Annotated in this window: 19 protein-coding genes; 13 read left to right on the top strand and 6 right to left on the bottom strand. The window is 69.7% G+C overall.

Features of this window, described 5'->3' with window-relative positions; translation table 11 throughout:
* Nucleotides 1–110: 110 nt before the first annotated feature.
* From AMIS_RS17925 to AMIS_RS17915, 3 genes are all read left to right on the top strand, one after another.
* Nucleotides 111–683, top strand: coding sequence for a hypothetical protein (locus AMIS_RS17925; RefSeq protein WP_014443758.1), 573 nt, complete (start codon nt 111–113; stop codon nt 681–683).
* 29 nt (nt 684–712) lie between these two features.
* On the top strand, nt 713–1,456 hold the full coding sequence (locus AMIS_RS17920) for a class F sortase (protein ID WP_014443757.1): 744 nt from the start codon (nt 713–715) through the stop codon (nt 1,454–1,456).
* A gap of 180 nt (nt 1,457–1,636) precedes the next feature.
* Nucleotides 1,637–3,466, top strand: a complete 1,830-nt coding sequence (locus AMIS_RS17915; RefSeq protein WP_014443756.1) for a hypothetical protein — start codon at nt 1,637–1,639, stop codon at nt 3,464–3,466.
* Here the strand turns inward: AMIS_RS17915 and AMIS_RS17910 are convergent.
* Complete coding sequence (locus AMIS_RS17910) at nt 3,457–3,879, bottom strand: universal stress protein (RefSeq protein ID WP_014443755.1); 423 nt, start codon at nt 3,877–3,879, stop codon at nt 3,457–3,459. The two genes, AMIS_RS17915 and AMIS_RS17910, sit on opposite strands and share 10 nt — an antisense overlap.
* A gap of 82 nt (nt 3,880–3,961) precedes the next feature.
* Here AMIS_RS17910 and AMIS_RS17905 point away from each other — a divergent pair, with 82 nt between their 5' ends.
* The gene (locus AMIS_RS17905) at nt 3,962–5,320 is read left to right on the top strand and encodes an APC family permease (protein WP_157434920.1); all 1,359 of its coding nucleotides are present in this window, start codon (nt 3,962–3,964) and stop codon (nt 5,318–5,320) included.
* Between the two features lie 108 nt (nt 5,321–5,428).
* Here the strand turns inward: AMIS_RS17905 and AMIS_RS43395 are convergent, their stop codons facing one another.
* Nucleotides 5,429–5,653, bottom strand: a complete 225-nt coding sequence (locus AMIS_RS43395; RefSeq protein ID WP_041829871.1) for a hypothetical protein — start codon at nt 5,651–5,653, stop codon at nt 5,429–5,431.
* Between the two features lie 43 nt (nt 5,654–5,696).
* Between AMIS_RS43395 and AMIS_RS43390 the strand changes: the two genes are divergently transcribed.
* The 4 genes from AMIS_RS43390 to AMIS_RS17870 all read left to right on the top strand — a co-directional run bounded on the left by AMIS_RS43390 (nt 5,697) and on the right by AMIS_RS17870 (nt 12,857).
* The gene (locus AMIS_RS43390) at nt 5,697–6,323 is read left to right on the top strand and encodes a helix-hairpin-helix domain-containing protein (protein WP_172666599.1); all 627 of its coding nucleotides are present in this window, start codon (nt 5,697–5,699) and stop codon (nt 6,321–6,323) included.
* 169 nt (nt 6,324–6,492) lie between these two features.
* A complete protein-coding gene (locus tag AMIS_RS17890; RefSeq protein WP_041829870.1) occupies nt 6,493–6,735 on the top strand; it encodes a hypothetical protein in 243 nt (80 codons plus the stop codon).
* 474 nt (nt 6,736–7,209) lie between these two features.
* A complete protein-coding gene (locus tag AMIS_RS42740) occupies nt 7,210–11,466 on the top strand; it encodes a beta-propeller fold lactonase family protein (RefSeq protein ID WP_157434919.1) in 4,257 nt (1,418 codons plus the stop codon).
* A gap of 23 nt (nt 11,467–11,489) precedes the next feature.
* Nucleotides 11,490–12,857 (top strand): transaminase, encoded by a 1,368-nt coding sequence (locus AMIS_RS17870; protein WP_014443750.1) that lies wholly within the window; start codon nt 11,490–11,492, stop codon nt 12,855–12,857.
* On the opposite strand, the gene AMIS_RS17865 is transcribed toward AMIS_RS17870, so the two are convergent.
* Nucleotides 12,854–13,804 carry a hypothetical protein gene (locus AMIS_RS17865; protein ID WP_014443749.1) on the bottom strand — a complete coding sequence of 317 codons (951 nt, stop codon included), beginning with the start codon at nt 13,802–13,804 and terminating at the stop codon, nt 12,854–12,856. The genes AMIS_RS17870 and AMIS_RS17865 overlap by 4 nt on opposite strands.
* Before the next feature lie 5 nt (nt 13,805–13,809).
* Nucleotides 13,810–14,322 carry a SigE family RNA polymerase sigma factor gene (locus AMIS_RS17860; RefSeq protein WP_014443748.1) on the bottom strand — a complete coding sequence of 171 codons (513 nt, stop codon included), beginning with the start codon at nt 14,320–14,322 and terminating at the stop codon, nt 13,810–13,812.
* An 80-nt stretch (nt 14,323–14,402) separates the two neighbouring features.
* Here AMIS_RS17860 and AMIS_RS17855 point away from each other — a divergent pair, with 80 nt between their 5' ends.
* The 4 genes from AMIS_RS17855 (at nt 14,403) to AMIS_RS17835 (ending at nt 18,442) form a co-directional block, all read left to right on the top strand.
* Nucleotides 14,403–15,248, top strand: a complete 846-nt coding sequence (locus tag AMIS_RS17855) for an alpha/beta fold hydrolase (protein WP_014443747.1) — start codon at nt 14,403–14,405, stop codon at nt 15,246–15,248.
* Nucleotides 15,241–16,212 (top strand): phosphotransferase, encoded by a 972-nt coding sequence (locus tag AMIS_RS17850; RefSeq protein ID WP_014443746.1) that lies wholly within the window; start codon nt 15,241–15,243, stop codon nt 16,210–16,212. Before AMIS_RS17855 ends, AMIS_RS17850 begins: the two co-directional genes overlap by 8 nt.
* Before the next feature lie 1,125 nt (nt 16,213–17,337).
* On the top strand, nt 17,338–17,964 hold the full coding sequence (locus AMIS_RS17840; RefSeq protein WP_014443745.1) for a histidine phosphatase family protein: 627 nt from the start codon (nt 17,338–17,340) through the stop codon (nt 17,962–17,964).
* Nucleotides 17,965–18,049: 85 nt separating this feature from the next.
* On the top strand, nt 18,050–18,442 hold the full coding sequence (locus AMIS_RS17835; RefSeq protein ID WP_014443744.1) for an NUDIX hydrolase: 393 nt from the start codon (nt 18,050–18,052) through the stop codon (nt 18,440–18,442).
* A gap of 226 nt (nt 18,443–18,668) precedes the next feature.
* On the opposite strand, the gene AMIS_RS17830 is transcribed toward AMIS_RS17835, so the two are convergent.
* Nucleotides 18,669–19,661 (bottom strand): IS481 family transposase, encoded by a 993-nt coding sequence (locus AMIS_RS17830; protein WP_014443743.1) that lies wholly within the window; start codon nt 19,659–19,661, stop codon nt 18,669–18,671.
* A 787-nt stretch (nt 19,662–20,448) separates the two neighbouring features.
* Here AMIS_RS17830 and AMIS_RS17820 point away from each other — a divergent pair.
* Nucleotides 20,449–20,844 (top strand): hypothetical protein, encoded by a 396-nt coding sequence (locus tag AMIS_RS17820; protein WP_014443741.1) that lies wholly within the window; start codon nt 20,449–20,451, stop codon nt 20,842–20,844.
* Nucleotides 20,845–21,031: 187 nt separating this feature from the next.
* On the opposite strand, the gene AMIS_RS17815 is transcribed toward AMIS_RS17820, so the two are convergent.
* Nucleotides 21,032–21,460, bottom strand: coding sequence for a hypothetical protein (locus AMIS_RS17815; protein ID WP_014443740.1), 429 nt, complete (start codon nt 21,458–21,460; stop codon nt 21,032–21,034).
* Between the last annotated feature and the right edge of the window lie 361 nt (nt 21,461–21,821).

Raw genomic sequence — 21,821 nt, 5'->3', positions numbered from 1 at the left:
CATTGAAAGTGACTGATCACGGACACGGGGATGCGGTGCGGCTCGGAGGTCACTAACGTGGCGGCCACCGTCCCGACTGGGATGTGCCGGTTTTCGGCGGAAGGCACCTCGTGTCCTACAGTCACGCGGCACCGGCGCGCCGTGGGCGCCGTGATCGGGCCATCGCCCTGGGCGTCGGGCTGCTCCTGGCGCTGCTTCTGCTCTTCATCGTGCTCGCCACCTGCGACAACAACGGTGACAACACCGGGCAGCCGGTGCCGGGGGCAAGTTCGTCGGGGCCGAGCGGCAATCCCGGTCCCGGTGCCAGCATCGACCCGGGCGGCGGCGGGCCGAGCAACGGCAGCCCGGATCCGGGTGGCGTCGATCCCTACCCGAGCGGAAACGCCCCGAGCAACGGCGGGAACAACGGGGGCGGGAACAACGGCGGCGGAGACAACGGGGGCGGGAACAACGGGGGCGAAAACGGCGGCGGCAACAACGGAGGGGACGACGACGAGGGGAACGGCAGCGGGGGCGACGACGGCAGCGCCACCACCGCGCCGACGCCCAAGGGCGGGGTCGACGCCGGTGGCGGCAGTGGCGCCGAGGACCGGCGGGTCCCGTTCCTGGTGATGGGCGTGTTCCTGCTGCTCGCCGCGTCCGGCACGGCCGCCTACGCGGTGGGCCGCCGCCCGCGCGCCTGAGCGGCCACGACTGCGAGCCCGGAGCCGGCATGCCGCAGATTCGTGACCGCCGGGCGGCGGGGCTTGCCGTGCTGCTGGCGGTCCTGGGAGCAGCCAGCACCGCGATGGGGCTGCAGAGCGAGGCGGCGACCCCCGCACCGGTGGCCGCCGAGCCCGCACGCCAGGAGCCTTCGAAGAACACGACCTCGATTCGCCCGGCACCCACCACACCCGGCACACGACCGGCCACGGCGACCGGCGGGGCCGCCTCCGACGACTCCGTGCCGGCTCCCCCGCCGGCTTCTGCCACTCCCAGGAAGGCCGCGCCCGGCAGCCTGGCCCGCTCCGAGCCGGTCAAGCTGGCCATCTCACGCATCGGGCTGGACACCGCGGTCAGCCGGCTCGGGCTGCGCCGGGACGGCACCCTGGAGGTTCCGCCGCTCACGGCTGACGCGCCGGCCGGCTGGTACCGGCACTCGCCCACGCCGGGTGAGCCGGGCGCGGCGGTCATCATCGGTCACGTGGACAGCGCCCGCGAGGGCCCGGCGGTCTTCTTCCGGCTGCGGGAGGTCCGGCTGGGCGACCCCATCACGGTACGGCGCAAGAACGGCACCGTGGCCACCTTCGAGGTCTACCGGGTCGCCACCTACCCGAAGCACGCCTTCCCGACCGACGAGGTCTACGGCGCCACCGACCGGCCCGAGCTCCGCCTGATCACGTGCGGCGGGAGCTTCGACCGCAGCCGGGGTAGTTATCGGGACAACGTGGTGGTTTACGCGTCGCTGCGAAAATAGCGGCGTAAGGGACGCCGGGATCGGTTGCGGAACCGGTTTCGAGGCGTTGAGGTTCCGGAACCCGGGTGTCTCGCCCCGGTGCACCCCGGTATGCCGGATCGATGCCCTTGACATCGAGGTTCGAGGATTGCTTCTGTGACCGGGATCATTGCGATCTTGTTACGGAAGGGAACCCTCCGCATGACGCGACGCCGCACCACCGCCGGAGCTCTCGCTCTCGGTCTCGTGCTCGCGGTTGCCGGCGTTTCGGCCAGCCCAGCCGCGGCCACGCCGTCCTCAGCCGCGCCCAACCTCGGCCCGAACGTCACCGTCTTCGACCCCAGCATGCCGGTCAGCGAGATCCAGGCGACCCTGGACGCCACGCACGCCGCGCAGGTCAACAACGAGATGGGTACGCAGCGGTACGCGTACCTGTTCAAGCCCGGCACCTACGGCACCGCCGAGCAGCCGCTGCAGATCAAGGTCGGCTACTACACCGAGGTGACCGGCCTCGGCGCCACCCCCGGCGACGTGGTGATCAACGGCAAGGTGGAGGTCTACAACCGCTGCCTTACCGCTGACAACTGCCTGGCCCTGGTCAACTTCTGGCGTACCGTCTCCAACCTGACCGTCAACATCAATGCGGCCGGCCAGGACGGCTGCCGGTCGACGGCGAACTTCTGGGCGGTCTCGCAGGCCACCTCGCTGCGCCGGGTGCAGTTCACCGGCGGTGGCCTGTCGCTGATGGACTACTGCACGGCCGGCCCGCAGTACGCGAGCGGCGGCTTCATCGCCGACTCCAAGCTGCCGGCCACCACGAACGGCTCGCAGCAGCAGTGGCTGACCCGCAACAGCCAGGTCGCCAGCTGGTCGAACGCGGTCTGGAACCAGGTCTTCTCGGGCGTCGAGGGCGCCCCGGACGACGCGACCTTCCCGGACCCGCAGTACACCACCCTGGAGAAGACCCCGGTCAGCCGGGAGAAGCCGTACCTGTTCGTCGACGCCAAGGGCAAGTACCAGGTTCGCGTGCCCGCCGCGCAGCGCAACACCAGCGGCGTCTCGTGGGGCGGTCCGGGCCGGACCATCCCGCTGTCGGACTTCTACGTCGCGAAGCCCGGCGACTCGGTCACGAAGATCAACCTGGCGCTGGCGCTCGGCAAGCACCTGCTGCTCACGCCCGGCGTCTACGACATCGCGCGCTCGATCGAGGTCTGGCGCCCGAACACCGTGGTGCTCGGTCTCGGCCACGCCACGCTGACCGCGGTCAACGGCTCTACCCCGCTGAACGTCGCGGACGTGCCCGGCATCGTCGTGGCCGGCGTGACCATCGACGCCGGCACCAAGGAGTCGCCCGTTCTGCTCCGGGTCGGCTCGAAGCATGGTCACGGCCTGTCGAACCCGAACAACCCGACCACGCTGCAGGACGTCTACTTCCGGGTCGGCGGCCCGCACATCGGCAAGACCAACATCGCGCTCGAGGTGAACAGCGACGACGTCCTCATCGACCACACCTGGGTGTGGCGTGGCGACCACGGCGTCGAGGGGTTCACCGAGGGCGTCAACGGTGACACCGACCGGTGGCGCACCAACACCGGACGCTACGGCGCCGTCATCAACGGCGACGACGTCACCGCGACCGGGCTGTTCGTCGAGCACTTCCAGAAGTACAACACCGTCTGGAACGGCGAGCGCGGCACCACCGTGCTCTACCAGAACGAGCTCCCCTACGACCCGCCGACGCAGGCCGACTGGATGAACGGCAAGGTCAAGGGCTACGCCGGTTACAAGGTCGGATCCAAGGTCAAGATCCATTCCCTGTACGGCGGGGGCGTCTACGTCTTCAACCAGAACAACCCGACGATCGAGACCGAGAACGGTTTCGAGGTTCCGAAGACGCCCGGCGTCAAGCTGCACCACATCATGACCGTCAACCTCAGCGCCGGCGTCATCAACCACGTCGTCAACGGGGTCGGCGAGGCCGCGGACATGACGAAGGTGGGCCAGCCGGTCTACGTCGTCGACTACCCCTGAGCCTTCGCGGGGTGCGTGACCACTAGCACGGGACGGCCCGCCCGCTGGATGAGACTCAGCGGCACGCTTCCGAGCAGCCGCTGGGCCACCAGCGGGCGGGCGCTCGACCCGACCACGATCAGGTCGGCCGACTGCTCTTCACCGAAACGGATGATCTGGTCGATCGGGCGACCGGGCAGCACCGTACCCGTCGCCTCGATGCCCGCCTCGGCGAGCCGCCGCACGGCGGCGTCCCGGGCCCGTTCCGCGCGCTCGGTGTAGACGCTGCGCGGCATCGGCGCCAGATGTTCGCTCTCCAGCTCGTCCACCGCCACGACCGCGACCGTCGCGCCGGTCTGCCGGACCAGGTCGGCGGCCGCGTCGGTGACCCACGGCTGATCGGCCTCAGGATTGGCCGCGAGCACGATTTTCATGGTGTCCTCCCAGGTTTCCCGTCACTCAAGGTACGGGTAACGTCACTGTTCCGCAGTGGACCATTTTCCGGGGGTGGCGGACGTGACCGATACCCATGAGGAACAGCCGACACTCAATCGCGTCATCGGGCCGGCGCTGCTCCTGCTCTTCGTGGTCGGGGACATCCTCGGCACCGGCGTCTACGCCCTCACCGGCAAGGTCGCCAACGAGGTCGGCGGGGCGGTGTGGCTGCCGTTCCTGCTGGCGTTCGTGGTCGCGCTGCTCACCGCGTTCAGCTACCTCGAGCTGGTCACCAAGTACCCCCGGGCGGCCGGGGCGGCGCTCTACACGCACAAGGCGTTCGGCATCCACTTCCTCACCTTCATGGTCACCTTCGCGGTGATGTGCTCCGGGCTCACCTCGGCGTCCAGCGCGTCCAAGGCGTTCGCCGGGAACTTCGCCGAGGCGTTCGACCTGTCACTCGGCGACGGCTTCGCGCTCACCGCTGTCGCGCTCGCCTTCATCACCCTGGTCGCGCTGATCAATTTCCGGGGCGTCGGCGAGAGCGTCAAGGCCAACGTGGTGCTGACCTGCGTCGAGCTGACCGGCCTGCTGATCGTGATCTTCATCGGCGCGTGGGCGCTCGGCGGCGGCGAGGGCGACCTGTCCCGGCTGACCGAGTTCAACACCCCGCCCGGCGAGAGCATCACCCTGTCGGTCACCGCCGGGACGGCCCTCGCCTTCTTCGCGATGGTCGGCTTCGAGGACTCGGTCAACATGGCCGAGGAGACCCGCGATCCGGTACGGATCTTCCCGAAGGTGATGCTGACCGGGCTCTGCATCACCGGGCTGATCTACGTGCTGGTGGCGATCTCCTCGGTCGCGCTGGTGACACCGGCCGAGCTGGGCTCCGGCGACACCCCGCTGCTCAAGGTGGTCTCGGCCGGGGCGCCGGGCTTCCCGCTCTCGGTCTTCGCGTTCATCACGATGTTCGCGGTCGCCAACAGCGCCCTGATCAACATGATGATGGCGAGCCGCCTGCTGTACGGCATGGCGAACGAGCGGGTGCTGCCGCGCGTGCTCGGCCGGGTACACCGCACCCGGCGTACCCCGTGGGTGGGAATCGTCTTCACCACCGTGATCGCTTTCGGGTTGATCTGGTTCGCCGACCTGACCGCGCTCGGCGGCACCACCGCGCTGCTGCTGCTCTGCGTCTTCACCGTGGTCAATGTGGCGGTTCTCGTGCTGCGCCGGGATCCGGTCGACCACGATCACTTCAAGGCGCCCACCGTGATCCCGGTCCTCGGAGCGCTCGCGTGCGCCTTCCTCGCGAGCCCGCTCTCCGGCCGGGCCGGCGCGGACTACCGGGTCGCCGGGGTGCTGCTGCTGATCGGCGTGGTGCTGTGGGCTCTTACGTACGCGGCGAACCGCTATCTTCCGGACGCTGTTTCACGGCGGTAAACGGCACACCGGGCCCTCGTTCCTGCTGGTTGACGGGGATGTGGAAAGCTGCCCGCTACCACATGCATCCCCATCTCCTGTCCGGAGGCCCGATATGGCATCATTCCTCTACTTTGTCGGCGGGCTCGCGATCGGCGCGATAGCCGGTTGGCTGATCAAGGGACGCGTCGGCGCCGCGAAGCCCGCACCGGCCGCTTCTGCGGCGTCCGCCGCTCCTGCTGCCGCGCCGGTCGTCGTGCCGTCGCCCGAGCCCGAGTCCACGGTGTCGCCCGCGTCGTCGTCGTCATCGTCGTCCACGGCGCCGTCCACCGTGTCGTCCACGGTGTCGTCCACGGTGACGGAGGAGCCGACGGTTGAGCCGGTTGCGGCTGCTCCGGTGGTGACGCCGGCGGTCACTTCGGAGGTTGCGCCGATCGAGGAGCCCGAGAAGGTCGAGCCGGTCGTCACGCCTGAGCGCGTTGCCGCACCTGTCGCTGAGCCTGAGCCTGTTGCCGCGGCTGAGCCGGTTGTCGCTCCTGAGCCGGTCGCCGAGCCGGTCGCAGAGCCTGTTGCCGCTCCTGAGCCCGTCGCCGCTCCCGAGCCCGTCGCCGCTCCCGAGCCCGTCGCCGCTCCCGAGCCCGTCGCCGCGCCCGAGCCCGTCGCCGCGCCCGAGCCCGTCGCCGCGCCTGAGCCTGTCGCTGCTGCTGAGCCTGTCGCTGCCGCTGAGCCGGTTGTTTCTTCGGTTGTCGACGACGAGCCGGAAGCCGCTCCGCTGACGCCTGCCGAGATCGCGGCCGCAGTTCCGGCCGACGTTCCGGAGCCCGACGACCTCACCAAGATCCCCGGCATCGGTCCGAAGATGGCGATCGCGCTCGCGGCGGCCGGCATCACGACCTACGCGAAGCTGGCCGACTCCGACGCCGACACGCTCAAGCAGGCGGTCACCTCGGCCGGGATGCGGCTCGCCCCGACGCTCAAGACCTGGCCGGACAAGGCCCGCGAGCTCATCGCCGTCAAGAGCTGACCCCGTCGCGAAGCCGCGATCCGGTATCCCCGTACCGGATCGCGGCTTTTTGCACAGCAACCACCCAGGTTGCACAGCTGTTGCATAGCTCACCGGGAAAAGTTGCAGGTCAGGAGCGCCCCCGACGATGTTTGCGGCCGTCCCCAACCGGCACCGCCGAGGAGCCTCGATGAACATCAGCGCCGCGACCACCTTCACCTGGAACAGCTCGGTCGCCTGGAGCCGCCTGCAGAGCAGCCGGGTGAAGCTGGCCGAGTCCCTCACCTCGGAGACCGCCGACAACGGCACCCTCACCACGATCCGGGCGACCATCCAGAACGCGGCCTCCGAGATCTCCCGCGTCGAAGCGGCCCGGGCCACCGAGCTCGCCCGCATCCGCAACAACCACCAGACCATCGACGTCATGGTCTGAGGCACCGCTCAATCGCTCCAACCGATCTCCGAGAGCGCCGGGGAACCGCCGGCGACGTCCAGCACCGGTCGGCTGAGTGTGCCAAACCGGGTTCGCTTCGCACCTGACGTCGGCACGCGGCGGGTGACCATGCACCCGTCGCCGGCGGACGCCGGACGGCCGGGAGTGGGCAGGTGGTCGCGCGGCCAGTCGGGGACGCGCTCGTGCGTTTGGGGAGTGATCACCCCGTACCCGATGAAAGACAAATATCCGTCAGCGTGCCAGATCCACTGAATCCAGTGAATTCGGCGCGGGCGCGAAGCCTGCCGATCTCGGCGGCTCGGGAGCAACATCACCGCAGGTAGATCGCCATGGCGGCCGGGGCGGTACCCGGCTAGATCAACCACTCAACGTTTCCGCGGTATGGCGGTTCGTAATCATCCAGGGGTTTCGGGGCGGGGCCCCGGCATCGCACCATGGATGAAGGGTGATGCGATGAGCGGCCGACGGCTGGCAGTGGTGGTGACGGTCGAGCACCAGGACGATCCTGTGCTGAGCAGGTTCGCGGTGCCGTCCGCGGACGTGCCTGTGCTCGCTCAGGCGCTCGGTGACGGCGGGCTCGGCGGGTTCGACGTGGCGTTCCTGCACGATCCGGGCACCGCGGAGACGCAAGCGCGGATCACGGCGCTCTTCGAGGGGCGCGATCAGGACGATCTCGTTCTGCTGTACTTCCGCGGGATCATGCTGACCGGGCCGGGCGGCGGGCTCTATCTGGCCGGTTCGGACACCGCGATGGCCCGGCCGCAGGAGACGGCCGTCGATGTCTCGCGGCTCGCCGTGATGATGCAGCGCAGCCGTGCCGGGCAGGCCGTGGTGCTGCTCGACGGGCGCACCGGCGGGCCGGTCGACGCCGGGCACCACTTCCGCGCGGCGCGGGCGGCGGAGTGGCAGAGCCGGATGGTGATCGCGACGACGGCGCGGCTGGAGCCGCCCACGTTCGCCGGGATGATCGCGGACGGGATTCGCACCGGCGCCGCCGACCGCGACCGCGACGGTTTCGTCAGCATCGGCGAGCTCCACGACCACCTGAGGGAACGGGACCCCGGCGTGCGCCAGTGGGTGTTCGGGTCGGGCCGCCAGCCCTACCTGTCCCGCATCCGCCGCCCCGGCAGCGACCAGATGACGATGATCGCCCAGCTGGCCGTCGCGGCCGCCGGCGCTGATCTCACCCGCGCGGTCGAGGCCCGCGAGACCCTGCGACGCATGACCACCGGTGAGGGCCGGGTGGCTGCCGCGGCTGCGGCCGCGTTGCGACGCACATCGGTACGGTTGGCCGAACCCGCCCTCGACTTCGGCCGCGTCCCGCCCGGCACCCGCCAGCTGGCCGCCGGGATCCCGGTGCAGGGCCCGCCGCTGACCGTCGCGTCCGCGGTGACCAGTTCGGTGGAGGGTCTGCACGCGCGGCTCGAGGGCAGCGTGCTCAAGGTTTCCTGGTTCCCGACCGTGGGCCGCCTCGACGGGGTGGTCACGCTGGAGGGGCCGGCCGGGTCGGCGCGGCTGGTCGTGACCGGTGAGGTGGCGGAGGAACTGGAGGCTACCGGCGGGTTCCAGCCCACGCCGGGTGCGAACGGCGCGCGGGCGGCGTCGGAGTTGCCGGCCGGTGCCGGGTGGCAGGCCGCGTCAGAGTTGCCGGCCGGGCCGGAGGCTGCCGCGCCACCTGCGGCTGCGATGCCGCTTCCGGCGGCTCCTGTTGCCGCGGAACCGGTTGCGCCTGTCGCCGCGGAGCCGGTTGCGCCTCTTGCTGTAGAGCCGGTTGTGCCTGTCGCTGCGGAGCCGGTTGCGCCTGTTGCCGTGGGGCCGGTTGCGGCTGAGACGGGGTGGCCGGCGGCTGCCGGCGGTGGATTCGGCTGGAGCGTGCGGCCGCCGCAACCCCGCGATCCGGTTCCGGCTGCGTCCGGGTCCGGGTCAGACCACCCATCGGGTACGGGCATCGTGAACCCGCCGCCCGCCGTAACCTCGAAGGAGGCTGATGTTCCCGCTGGTGGGGATGCCACGGCGGGTCAGGGGAGTTCGGGGAACGGCGGACCGGTGCCTGGGCCACGGCAGAGTTCCGAGGACCGGCCGGAGAGGGCCGGTGACGGGTCTTCGTCGGCTGCGGCGGGGTTCGGGGCGGTCGCGGCCGGGTTCGGGGCTGTCGCCGGGTGGGGCCGGGGAGATGGTTCGTCCGGTGCGGTTCCGGCAGATGTTGGAGCTCCGCCGGGGGCGGCTGCGGATGGTGGAGCCGCTGATCGCGCGTCGACGGATTCCGGGTCCGCGAGCGATGGGCCCCCGGATCGTGGTGGGCCTGTCGCGGCGGAGGCTGAGCCGGCTTCCGAGGGTGAGAAGTCGGATGCTGGTGGCTATCAAGGGTGGAGCGCGGCCGGGTCGTGGCCGACGGCTTCGGTTGCGGGGGCGGCTTGGTTGCGGACCCAGTCTGCGGCCGAAGACGCTGGTGGAGCCGGTTCCAGCGGGTCGTCGGGTGAGTCCCCCGGTGAAGCGATCTCGGAGCGCCCGAAGCCCGAGCCGGTGACCGCCACGCCGGAGCCCGAGCCGGTAGCCGCGACGCCGGAGCCCGCGCCGGTAGCCGCCACGCCGGAGCCCGCGCCGCGTCCGGCCCTCGATCCCCTCCCGGCTTCTGAACCGATCTCGGCACCTGCGGCCATGGCGCCGGAACCCGCGTCGGCATCCGATTCGACCGTGCCTCCCGAGACGGCCCGGGCTGCGGAAACGACGCCTGCACCGATCGGCGAACCGCCGGAAGAGGCGACGCCTGCGCACCCCTGGCCCAGTCATCACGGTGTCGCCGGGGATCCGTGGCTGACGCCGCCCGCCCGGACCCGTTCGCAGCCGGACACCGACCTCACCGGTCCGCTGCCCGCACGCCCGGCCTCCGGTGCGGGTGGCCCTTCGGCGCCGCGGCCGGTGTCGGCTGCGCCGTCCGAGCCGTCGTGGCCGTCCGCGCCTGCTGCCAGCGCACCCACGTCGGGGTGGCCCGGCCGCGGTCCCGGCTCCGACGATCCGTGGGCCGGCGCGGGCCCGCCGCCCGGCCCGGTCTCGGGCGCACCGAACGCTCCAACATCCGGGGCGGCAGCGACATCCGGGGCGGCACCGACATCCGGGGCGGCACCGACATCCGGGGCGGCACCGACATCCGGGGCGGCACCGACATCCGGGGCAGGGCCCGGGTTCGGCACGGCGCCCACATCAGGCGCAGCACCCACGCCCGACACCTGGCCGGGCGCCGCGCAGCCCGACCCCTGGGCCGCGCAGTCTCCGGGCAGCCCCGCCGACCCCTGGACTCAAGCGACCCCCGCCGACCCCTGGGGCCAGCCCACGGCCCGCGTCTCCACCTGGCCCGCCTCCCCCGCCGACGGTGGCTGGCAGGGCCCACCCACCACGCCGGCGCCCGCCTATCCGAACAGCCTGGGCGCCGCCTATCCCGGAACCCCCGGAGCTGCCTATACCGGTGCGCCGGGCTCCGGGTACCCGGCTACCCCGGCGGCTGCCTTCCCGGCGACCGTTCGGGGGACGGCTCAGCCCGGCTCGGGGCACCCCGGAGCGCCTCCGCCGGGCGGGCCGGGCTCGGACCCGTACCCGGAAAAGCCCCGGCGGCGAGCCGGCCTGGCCCTGATCATCCTTCTTGCGGTGGCGGTTCTCGCGGCCGGGAGCTATCTCGGCGTGCGCCTGCTGCGCAGTGACGACAACACCGCGGCACCCCCGCAGCAACAGCAGCAGGGGCAGGAGCCCGGCGCACCGGCCGAGGGCGAGACGACGACCGCCCCGCCGCCGGCCGCGGAGGTCCCCGCGTCGCTGACCAAGCCGGTCGTGGTGGACCGGTTCCGGCTGGGGCAGGAGCCGGAGGGCGTGGTCGTCTCGCCGGACAACAAGATGGTCTACGTGGCCGACCAGAATTCGAAGGACGTCCACTTCATCGAGGTCGCGAGCCGGAAGATCACCAAGGTCACGGTGCCGAACACGCCGCGGTTCATCGCCGTCTCGCAGGACGGCAGCCGGCTGTACGCGAGCATGTTCGAGAACGACTTCACCGGCAACGGCCTCGCCGTGATCGACACGAAGGACCGCAAGCTGGTGAAGGCGATCCGCACCGGTCCGCGGCCGTTCGAGCCGGCGGTCGGGCCGGACGGGGACGTGTGGGTGCCGATTCACAACGGCGCGCGGGTGGAGATCTACGACGACCAGTCGCTGACCGAGTCGGGCCGGATCTCGGTGCCGCCGAACCCGCACTGGGTGACGTTCTCGCCGGACGGCAACACCGCCTACACCGCGAACCACGAGTCCAGCCAGATCTCGGTGGTGAACACGGCGGACCGGATCGTGCAGCGCAACATCAAGGTGGGGCGGTCGCCGCACGCGATAGCGCTGACCCCGGACGGCGCGAAGCTGATCGTCACGAACTACGACCTGGACCGGGTGGAGATCTTCGATACCGCGACGCTGCGCCGGATCAAGGCGGTCGGCGTGGGCAAGGAGCCGCAGGCGGTGATGACGTCGACGGACGGCAAGCACGCGTACGTGGTGAACGAGGGCTCCGACACCCTGTCCGTGATCGACATGAAGGCCGCGAAGGTGGTCTCGACGGTGAAGGTCGGTGACAGTCCCCGGGTCGTGGCGCTGTCCCCGGACGGTCTGCGACTCTACGTGACGGATGGGGGTGGACGTACGGTTACCGTGCTCAGGACCACGGAAGAGTGACGATTCCCTGGTAACGTCGCGCCATGTCGACGGATTCCGGAATCGATCGCGCCCGTCTCCGCAGTCTTGCCGAGCGTGAGCGGACCACTTTCACCGAGCGCCACCCCCGGTCTGCGGGAGCCTATAAGGAAGCTGACCACCTGTTCGGCCGCGTGCCGATGACGTGGATGAACAAGACGGCCGCGGACTTCCCGATCTACCTCGATCGGGCGCGCGGCAACCGCATCACCGATGTGGACGGCAACGAGTTCGTCGACTTCGCCCTCGGCGACACGGGCGCGATGGCCGGCCACTCCCCCGCGCCCGTGGTCGAGGCGGTCACCCGCCGGATCAGCGACCTCGGCGGCCTGAGCACGATGCTGCCGACCGAGGACGCCGCAGTCGCGGGCGCGGAGCTGGCCCGCCGGTTCGGGCTGCCGGCGTGGAGTTTCGCGCTGACCGCGACGGACGCGAACCGGTGGGCGATCCGGCTGCTGCGCGCGGTCACCGGCCGCTCCAAAATCCTCGTGAACAGCTACTGCTACCACGGTTCGGTCGACGAGTCGCTGATCGTTGTCGGTCCGGACGGAAACGGCATGAGTCGCGAGGGCAACGTCGGCGCGCCGACCGACGTCACCCGGACCAGCCGGGTCGCCGAGTTCAACGACCTGGAGGGCTTGGAGCGGGAGCTCGCGCACGGTGACGTGGCGGCCGTGCTGATGGAGCCGGCGCTGACCAATATCGGCATCGTGCTGCCCGACGACGGATATCTCGCGGGCGTCCGGCAGCTGACCCGCAAGTACGGCACGTACCTGATCAACGACGAGACGCACACGTTCTCGGCCGGTCCGGGCGGCGCGACGGCGTTCTGGGACCTGTCGCCGGACGTCGTCACGATCGGCAAGGCGATCGGCGGGGGCGTGCCGGTCGGCGCCTACGGACTCTCCCGGGAACTCGCCGACGCGCTCAGCGGCCGCGGCGACCTCGACCTGGTCGACATGGGCGGCGTCGGCGGCACCCTCGCCGGCAACCCGGTCTCGATGGCAGCCACCCGCGCCACCCTCGAGCACGTGCTCACCGAGGACGCCTTCACCCACATGATCGGCACGGCGTCGGCATTCGCCGCCGGCATTTCGAAGATCATTGACGGGTACGGCCTGCCGTGGTCGGTCAGCCGGCTCGGAGCGCGCGTGGAATACCGGTTCGCGAACCCCGCCCCGCGCAACGGCACCGAATCGGCGCGCAGCGCGGACGGCGAGCTGGAGGACTTCCTGCACGTCTACCTGGCGAACCGCGGGGTGCTGCTGACCCCGTTCCACAACATGGCGCTGATGTGCCCGGAGACGACGATGGCCGACGTCTCCCGGCACCACGAGATCTTCGACGCCGCCCTCAAGGAGCTGACCGCCTAGAAGCCCGCCCACGAGACGTCGGGGGGCCGGAACGTCACCCGGTAGATGATGTTCCGGCTCTCCGTCTCGGACAGCGTCAACCCGCTGCCGACCACTCCCGGTTCCTCCCCCAGCAGGTAGACGGTCATCCCGTCCCGCTCCACCGACAGGTACGTCTGGTTCGGCTGCGGCGCATCGGTGGTGAGCTGGAACCCGCTGCGCAGGTCGGCCGACGTGTAGCCGAGCGTCTGCACCCCCGTACCCTCGCCGGTGGGGTTGACCTCGAAGGTCGCGGACCCGGCGAAGGCGTCGGGCACCTCCGGCACATCCATCGTGACCAGCATGGTTTCCTCGGTGGCGGCGACCGACCGGGCGACCCGCAGGGCGATCTCGGTGTCGTCGGCGGTGCCGTAGACCGACACGATCATCGACGGCTTACCCGTCGGCTGCCACTCCACCCACGCGCTGTCGGTGACCCGCAGCGTGCCCCGCACCGAACCGACCATCACCGGCTCACCGGACCCGTCGTCGATCCGCTCGCCGACCGAGAACGACACGCTGCCCTTCGGCACCTCCACCGTGTACGGCGAGCCGGTCGGGTACCAGGACCGGTTGCCGCCGAGCGGTTTCCCGGTGGCGACGTCGAACTTCACCGACCGGAAGCGCTCGACCAGCCCGTCCGGCAGCCACTGCGGCGTGAAGAGCAGCGACACCCGGCGCGCGGTCCTCGGCGAGGTCTTGACCGAGGGCGACGCGACAGGGAGGGCGGGCTCACCGCGCCGCTCACGCAGCGCCACCGGTACGCCCACCGCGACAGCAACCGTGGCGACACCGGCGCCGGCCAGCAGCAACCGCCGCTGCCGGTGTGCCGTGACGCGGGCGTTGAGCCGGGCCCGCACCCGTTCCGGCGAGACCGCGGTACCGGCGATGGCCTCGTAAGCGTCCTTGATCAGTTGTTCGTCGTTCACGGCGGTCAGCCTCCGATCCGGGAAGTGCCGGCAGAAGATGCGGTGGGAAAGTTGGCCCGCATGCTGGCGAGCGCCCGCGACGTGTGGCTGCGGACCGTGGCCGGCCGGCAGCCGAGCAGGTCGGCGATCTCCTGGTCGCTCAGCCCCTCGTAGAACCGCAGCGCGATCACGATCCGCTGCTTCAGCGGGAGCCGGGCGATCCGGCGGATCATCTCGTCGCGTTCGCCGACGGCCCGCTGCGGTTCGTCGGCCGGCGCGCTGACCGCGTCGAGCGCGTCGTGCGACAGCGGCACGACACGCGCGGCCCGGCGCCGCCGCCACGAGGCCAGCTCGTTGATGATCATGCGTTTCACGTATGCCTCCGGCACGTCCGCGGCGGCGATCCGAGCCCAGCGGGGCTGCGCCCGGGCGAGAACCTCCTGCACGATGTCCTCGGCCAGGTGCGTGTCACAGGCCAGCACGGTGGCGTACCGCAACAGCGCGGGCAGCCGTGCGGTCAGAAAGTCCTCGAATGTCACAGCGCTCCCCTCCGCCCTCGTGACGCCACCGGCGGCCGAAAATGTGGAGCGTCCCGGTGAAAAATAACTAGGGTGGTCGAATGATCGAAACCGATGTAACGGTGGACGGGCGGACGCTGCACGCCTACGCGCACGGCGACGGCGACCTGGTGGTGATGTGGCATCACGGGACACCCAACATCGGCACCCCGCCCGCGCCGCTCTTCGCGGCGGCGCGGCGGCTCGGCATCCGATTCATCGCCTACGACCGCCCGGGGTACGGCGGTTCCACTCCCCGCCCCGACCGCGACATCGCCTCGGCGGCCGGTGACGCCGCGGCGGTGGCCGACGCGCTCGGCGTCGGTACGTTCGCGGTGTTCGGTCACTCCGGCGGCGGCCCGCATGCGCTGGCCTGCGCGGCGCTGCTCCCCGGCCGGGTGACCGCCGCGGTGGCGGGCGCCGGGCTCGCCCCGTTCGACGCCGAGGGTCTGGACTGGTTCGCGGGCATGGGCCCCGGTGGTGTCGCGTCGCTGCGGTCCGCGGCCGCCGGCCGGGCCGCCAAGGAGGCCTACGCGGGGAACCCGGCGATCACCGATCCGGACTTCACCGCGGCGGACTGGGCGGCTCTCGAGGGCGCCTGGGGCTGGTTCGGCTCGGTGGTGGAACCGGCGATCGCCAACGGCCCTGCGCCGCTCATCGACGACGACCTGGCCTACGTACGCCCGTGGGGCTTCGACCCGGCCACGATCACCGTTCCGGTGCTGCTCGCGCACGGGGAGGACGACCGGATGGTGCCGGCGTCGCACAGCGTCTGGCTCGCGGACCGGATCAAGGGGGCGGAACTGCGCCTCACGCCGGGCGCCGGGCACATCTCGGTGCTCACGGCGCAGGACGAGGCGGCTCTCGAGTGGATCGCTGCGGTCGGCCGTACCCGGGAAAATGCGTAAGCCTCCCCCGGACCTGACCGAAACCGCCCTGCTGAAGGCGCTGCGCGCCGGTTGGCCTCCAGCGGCCGGGAAGATCGAGTTCCTGCCGCTGGGTGCGGGCAGTTACTCCTGGTCGGTCGTGGGCCGTTGGTTCGCCAGGGTGGACGATCTCGGTTTCGATCCGGCCGGCCGGGACGAAGCGTTCGCCGAACTGCACCGCTCACTGGCGACCGCGGTGTCCCTGCGGAACGATTCCGGGCTCGACTTCGTCCTCGCCCCGCTGCCGGACCAGACCGGGGCGCCTCTGCGGCGGCTCTCCTCCCGGTACGCGTTATCGCTGTATCCCCTGGTCGACGGCGTTGCCGGGCCGTTCGCGCCGCACCCGCCCGCTGACCGCGCGGAGATCGTCGACCTGCTCGCCCGCCTGCACGACGCCCCACCCGGCCTCGCGCCGCGGATCACTCCGGCGCTGCCCGGCCGCAGCTCGCTGGAGGTGGCGCTCGGTGACCTCGGCAGCGTGTGGGACGCCGGACCGTACGCGGAGCAGGCACGGGCCCTGCTGGCCGGACGAGCCGACGACATCCACGGCTGGCTGGCCGAATTCGATCGCCTGGTGGCGGAGTTGCCGGCAGACGGGGTGCTCACCCACGGCGAACCGCACCCCGGCAACGTCCTGCGCACCGCGGACGGCCTCCTGCTGATCGACTGGGACACCGTGGCGGTCGCGCCGCCCGAGCGTGACCTGTGGATGCTGACCGGCCGGTTCGCCACCCTGGTCGGGGCGCAGCCGGATCCGGGCGACGAGGAGGTGCTGGCACGGTACACCGCCCGCACGGGTCGGACCGTCTCCGAGGCCGGGCTCGCGCTCTACCCGCTGTGGTGGACACTGGCGGACATCGCCGTCTTCACCGACGAGCTGCGCCGCGGCGAGGACGCGCCGGAATCGCTGGCCTACCTGGGCGGCTATCTCCGGCGGCGCCGTTGAGATCCTCGCTGGATGCCGCTGGATGCCGCTGGATGCCGCTGGATGCCCGCGAGCGACCAGAGGGAACCAGCCGATGAGCGTGATCACCACGTACGTCCGCCTGCGGACCGAGGAGCTGGCCGAGCTGCTGGCCCGTCGGTCGACGTGATCGGCGGCGGGGAGCCGTTCACGCCGGAGCCCTGGGCCCATGACGCGCCCCGCCTGCTCACTGCTGACCGGGTGGCGGCGGCTGCCCGGGTGGCGGCGGCTACCCGGTTCTTCGCCGCGACCCCGTTCACGTCGCCGGCCCGGCACTACGACCCGGCCGAGCTGACCCTGACGGGGCCTGCGCCAATGCCACTCAGCCTAAGTTGATCTCCGGGTCGGGCGGTGAACGACAGGGCGGCCCACGGTGGGCTCGCGCGTGGGTGACGGCCCACGGTGGGCTCGCACGTGGGTGGCAGCCCACGGTGGGCTCGCACGCAGGTGACGGCGCACCGAAGTCCACGCCTGCCATGATGGGGTCGCACGGAAGCGGTTCGTGTGCTCACATCCCTGCCCTGGCGTGGATGGATCGCCACGCAGGCGTTGTATGTGGCCTCGTCCCCGCGGCGCCGACGCTGCGTGTGGCCTCATCCACACCGCCGGCCAACGCTGAGGCGCTCGTCCACCGCGATCCGAATCCTTCCAGCACGCGGATTTGATCTGCCAGCGTTGAGGAATCGCGGTGTCAAGCCCATGATCACCGCGATTGCCAGGCGCTGGACGATCAACTTCCCACGCACACTCCTGCGGGATTGAGTGCGTCGCCGGGCGATATTCGGCTCGCGCTCAACGCATCCATGGCCCATTGCCGCGCATCCATGGCCTATTGCCGACACTCTTTGCATTGTTGCGAATGACGCGTCGATGATGTCGTCTGCCGCGGCAGCGATCCGTCGGCACGAAGTCCATTCCGAGACGGTCCGATTCGACCGCCACGGCAATGTCGGTTGGCGGGGTGTTCGCCTCGGCTCCCGGCCCGCCCGCGTGGGTTCGAGGCTTGGTCGCGTGAGGGCGAACCAATAAAGTGACCGCTGCGGAACCGGCGAGGAGCGGGATCTGGGTTCGGCCCGTGACGACAGGGAACGACTCGAGGAGGTGGGGATGAGGACCGTTTATCTGGTCACGCATCCGGAGGCGACACACCACGTCGACGGGCTGGTCGGCGGTTGGTTCGACTCCGACCTCACCCCTCGCGGGCTGGCACAGGCCGAACAGATCGCCGAAGCACTGGCCGGCCGGCTCGTGGTGGATGCCCCCGTCGAATTGTTCTCGTCGGACTTGACTCGCACACGGCGTACGGCGGAGATCGTTGCGAAGCGGCTTGGCATCGACGTGGTCCTCGACGCCGATCTGCGCGAGAAATCCTACGGCGAGGCGGGCGGACGGCCTCAGGTTTGGCTGGACGGGCGGTTCATTCCGCCCCCGGCCGCCGGTGAACGGATGCGCCATGACGAGGGCGTTCCGGGCGCGGAGACCAAGTGGCAGCAGGCCGTCCGAGCCTACTCAGCCCTGGATCGCATTCTGCGGTCGAACATCGAGAACCAAATCGTGGTCACGCACGGAGGCACCGCTACATTCCTCATCGCAGCGTGGATCGGCATGCCCGTGGACGCGGCCGGCTTCGTCAGCTTCCAGGTTTCGTCCGGCAGCATCACATCTCTGCGTGAGGACGACTATTTCCACAACCGCGGAGTCGTCCACCTCAACGACACCGCCCATCTGACCTGACGTCCCGCCGGATGCCGCCGGAGTCGTCCGTGCGGCACCGCCGCGCCCACCGACGACCGACTACCGGGGAAGGCTGAACCGGGCCATGATCGACAAGGTTGCTTGGATCCATCTGAAGGACGGCGCGATCCTCAGCACTCGCTCCATCGGGAAAGACGTCTACTACCTGCCGGGCGGCAAACGGGAGCCGGGCGAGAGCGACATCGACACTCTTATTCGCGAGATAAACGAAGAACTCGATGTCATTATTGTCGCCGACAGTGCCACGCATGCCGGCACTTTTCACGCGCAGGCGCATGGGCATCCTGACGGAATAATGGTGCGCATGACCTGCTACACAGCCGAATATCGAGGAGAGTTGAGGCCGAACAGCGAGATCGAGGAGATCGCCTGGCTTACTTACGCCAACCGGCACCAAGTCTCAGCCGTCGATCAAATCATCTTTGATCAGTTACATCAAAAAGCGAAACTCGAGTGAGGCGCCGTTGGCAGAGCCCGCTGCTCAACGCACTCTCGTGTCGCGATCGGTGTGGCGATCAGGGAAGCCGGATCAAGGAGTGCCACCGCTGCTGCCGTAGCCGGCGTCGTAGGCCCGATTGTCGTCCCCGCCGTACCCTTGCCCGCGTGTAGTCCCACGAGATCGACGCTTGCGTTCGCCTGTGCTCTGTTTGATGGCGCGACGAGCGGCCAGCATGACCTCGGATCTAGATGTGATGTCCAGCCAGGTTGTTCAACCGGGTGATGGGTGCCAGTTTGCCGATGGCGGTGTGGGGTCTGTGGTGGTTGTAGTCGTGCAGGAATGCGGGTAGTGCGGCGCGGCGGGCTTTCTCCGAGGTGTAGAGCTTGGCGAAGGCCCAGCCGTCGGCCAGGGTGCGGTGGAAACGCTCGATCTTGCCGTTTGTCTGAGGCCGGTAAGGGCGCGTCTTCTTCACCGTGATGCCCAGTTCGGCGCAGGTGTCTCGCCAGAGGTGTGATTTGTAGGCGGAGCCGTTGTCCGACAGCACTCGCCGGGTGGTGACGCCGCGTTCGGCGAACCAGGTGGTCGCGCGGCGTAGGACTGCGGTGGCGGTGACCGCGGTTTCGTCGTCGTGGATTTCGGCGTAGGCCACGCGGGAGTGGTCGTCGATGACGGTGTGCACGAACGCGGTGCCGATCATGGGGTTGTAGTGCTTGTTGCGTGGCTTGCCGATCGTGGTGGCCCGGTTCTTCTTGCCTTGCTGACGGCCGAGGTAGCGCCAGCCGCCTCCATCAGGCACGTTGCCGAGTTTCTTGACGTCGACATGCAGCAGGTCGCCGGGCTGGGCGTGTTCGTAGCGGCGGATCGGTTCGCCGGTGGCACGGTCGAGGTGAGACAGCCGGTTCGCTCGCTGGCGGAGCAGGACGGCGTGCACGGTGGAAGCTGCCAGGCCGATCTCATCGGCGATCGGGACCGGACCCCAGCGTCGTTTACGGCGTAGGTGCAGAATCTTGCGTACCACCGGTGCCGGGGTCCGGTTCGGCTGTCGGTGGGGTCGTGACGAGCGGTCGTGCATGCCGGCTTCGCCTTCAGCGCGGTAGCGGCCGGCCCATTTCGCGGCGGTGCGCCAGGACACGTCGTAGCGTTCGGCTGCTCGTGCGGGTGACCAGCCGTGGTCCACGATCAGACGCGCCAGCCGCAATCGCGCTCGTGGGGTCAGCGCGGCGTTAGCGTGGGACATGAAGGCCTCCAGCCTGGTGAGAGTGGTTCCGTGACAGCTCCACTGCACCGTTGGAGGCCTTCATCTGTTCACAAGATCAGGTCTTGATCGTCAGATCGAGTGGTCGCACTTCCTCGACCAACGTCCCTGGACATCACATCTAGAACTTGTTGTTCGTCGTCGTCGCAACATCACGGCCAAGCCAAGTGCCACGAGAGCCAACGTAGCGCCCATGATCGCAATGAACGATGCGTCCCTCACGCGCCGACGGTAAGGGCGTCAGGCCATACCATCGTGCCGCAGACAACGCGCGCTCCGTCCCGCCTATGTCCGCGCCCAGCGCGCTGGTCGGCACTCGCTGTAGTCGCCCCGGGAAGGTGCGGTCTGGTCGTACCCTGAGGTACCCGATCGCAGGAGGCATGGCATGGGATTGTCGGGTCAACAGTGTCCTGACTGCGGTCGTAGTGTCCGCGAGCCGTTCGAGAAGACGATTACCGGGCGGGAGGTCTGCCCGGACTGCGCGAACGCGCTGTTTATGGGCTCAGCAGCCGGTGCGATCACGAACAACGTCGGGTCCGGATACGGAGTCTGGGCGATGCTGATGCGCAAGATTCGCCGCTCCGACTGACGGCCACGGAGATCTACTTGGTGGCGGTGGACGCCGAAAGGGTGCGCTCATCTAGCCGTGGAGGATACGCAGACCGTCAGAATGTCAAGGTCTGGCTGTCTTGGTGGCATGGGTTCGCGCTGGGCTGGCAGCCCTCATGCCCGCTCTCGCGTGTGCCAACTTGGGATATGGTCCGAGATCATGGCCGAGGATCAACGCCTGCTTCGCATCCGCCCGTACTACTGGGGTGCCATCTATCTCAACGACGCCGATTGCGAAGAGGACTTCGATATCGACTTCCACGACGGCGGAGGCCCGGTGCTCGCCACTGCCTCCCACGTTTCCGTTCTGGTGGTCAATGCCCGCACAGTCGATAAGGCAGATGCAGACGTCACCGTCGACGTTCGGGTGGCACCTCAGCGGATTGACGGCTTGTCGCATGAGGTCGCCTTCCAGCTTCCTTCCGGACGGCTCTACATTGGCGACGCCGACGACAGCGACGAGATCGCAGTTCAGTCCGGGCGTTGGTTGCTGCAGTTCGATGTTGACGACCCGGCGCAGGCACGGCATGTCCGGCTAGTGATGTCACCGCTATGACCAAACGCCGACGGAACTGACCGCACGGATTCGAAGCGACGAAGGACTGATCGGAGCCCGCCAGCTCGTGTCTGGCGGGCATCTCGCGCGTGATGCGCTCGTGCAATCAACGATGATGCAACATATCGGCGGCTCACCAGGTGACGTGCTCCTCTGCCGCCGGTCGTGCAGGTCGGCCGAGCCGCAATTACTTGTCGTGTCGCCGGCTGGGCCGTAGTGATCCGCCGTAGAGATGGACGCGGTGGTCGACGTGATGGTCGGGCTTGCGTGAGACGAACCCGTCGGCCTTCATCTCGCAGTTCGCGATGAGTATTAGCCAGTCCTCGTAGTACCAGCCTGGGTTGCAGGCGCAGGTAGTGACGGTGAACCGGAAATTTGCCCGATACCGTCCGGTCTCCCCGGGCTTGAGCGTGAAGAGCCGGGCCGGGCCACTGTGCCGTGGATAGGCAGCCCCGGCCGGCAAGCGGTCGACGACCAACGCCCCGCTTTCTGCCGACAACCAGAGGCCCAGGTCGCGGGCTCGATCCAGGCCGCCGCTGACTACGCCGTCACGACGTACGTACCGGGCCGTCTCGTCGGCGAGCACGTCGTGAATGGCCACATCACCAGCCGGCATTGACGGCGAAAGTACCGCTGGGCTGCACAGGTTCCGCCGGGCGTTCGCCGCGGGCGCTCCACGCGCCGCCGCACTCCAGCGCACACGCACTCGCTGAACAGTGATCACGGCTCACTCTGACGTGCCAGCCCACCGGACCGCCAACCGTTTTCCGGATCCGGCCGCCTAGCGTGGGCGGCGGCCCACAACGAGCCGTCACGCCCTGTGACGCTGGCCGGCTCCTTCTGGACGCACGCTCTCGCTGTCGAGCGGCCGGTTTAGGCACCGACGGAAAGGGAGTTTCTTGGTGACGGCATCGATCGGTGGCCGCCGCCTGTCCAGTGTGGTGGAAGTCAGCCACTATGAGGCATGACTGATCGGG

The organism is Actinoplanes missouriensis 431 (genome assembly GCF_000284295.1).
GTDB lineage: Bacteria > Actinomycetota > Actinomycetes > Mycobacteriales > Micromonosporaceae > Actinoplanes > Actinoplanes missouriensis.
This window is presented reverse-complemented; position numbering and strand designations above follow the sequence as displayed.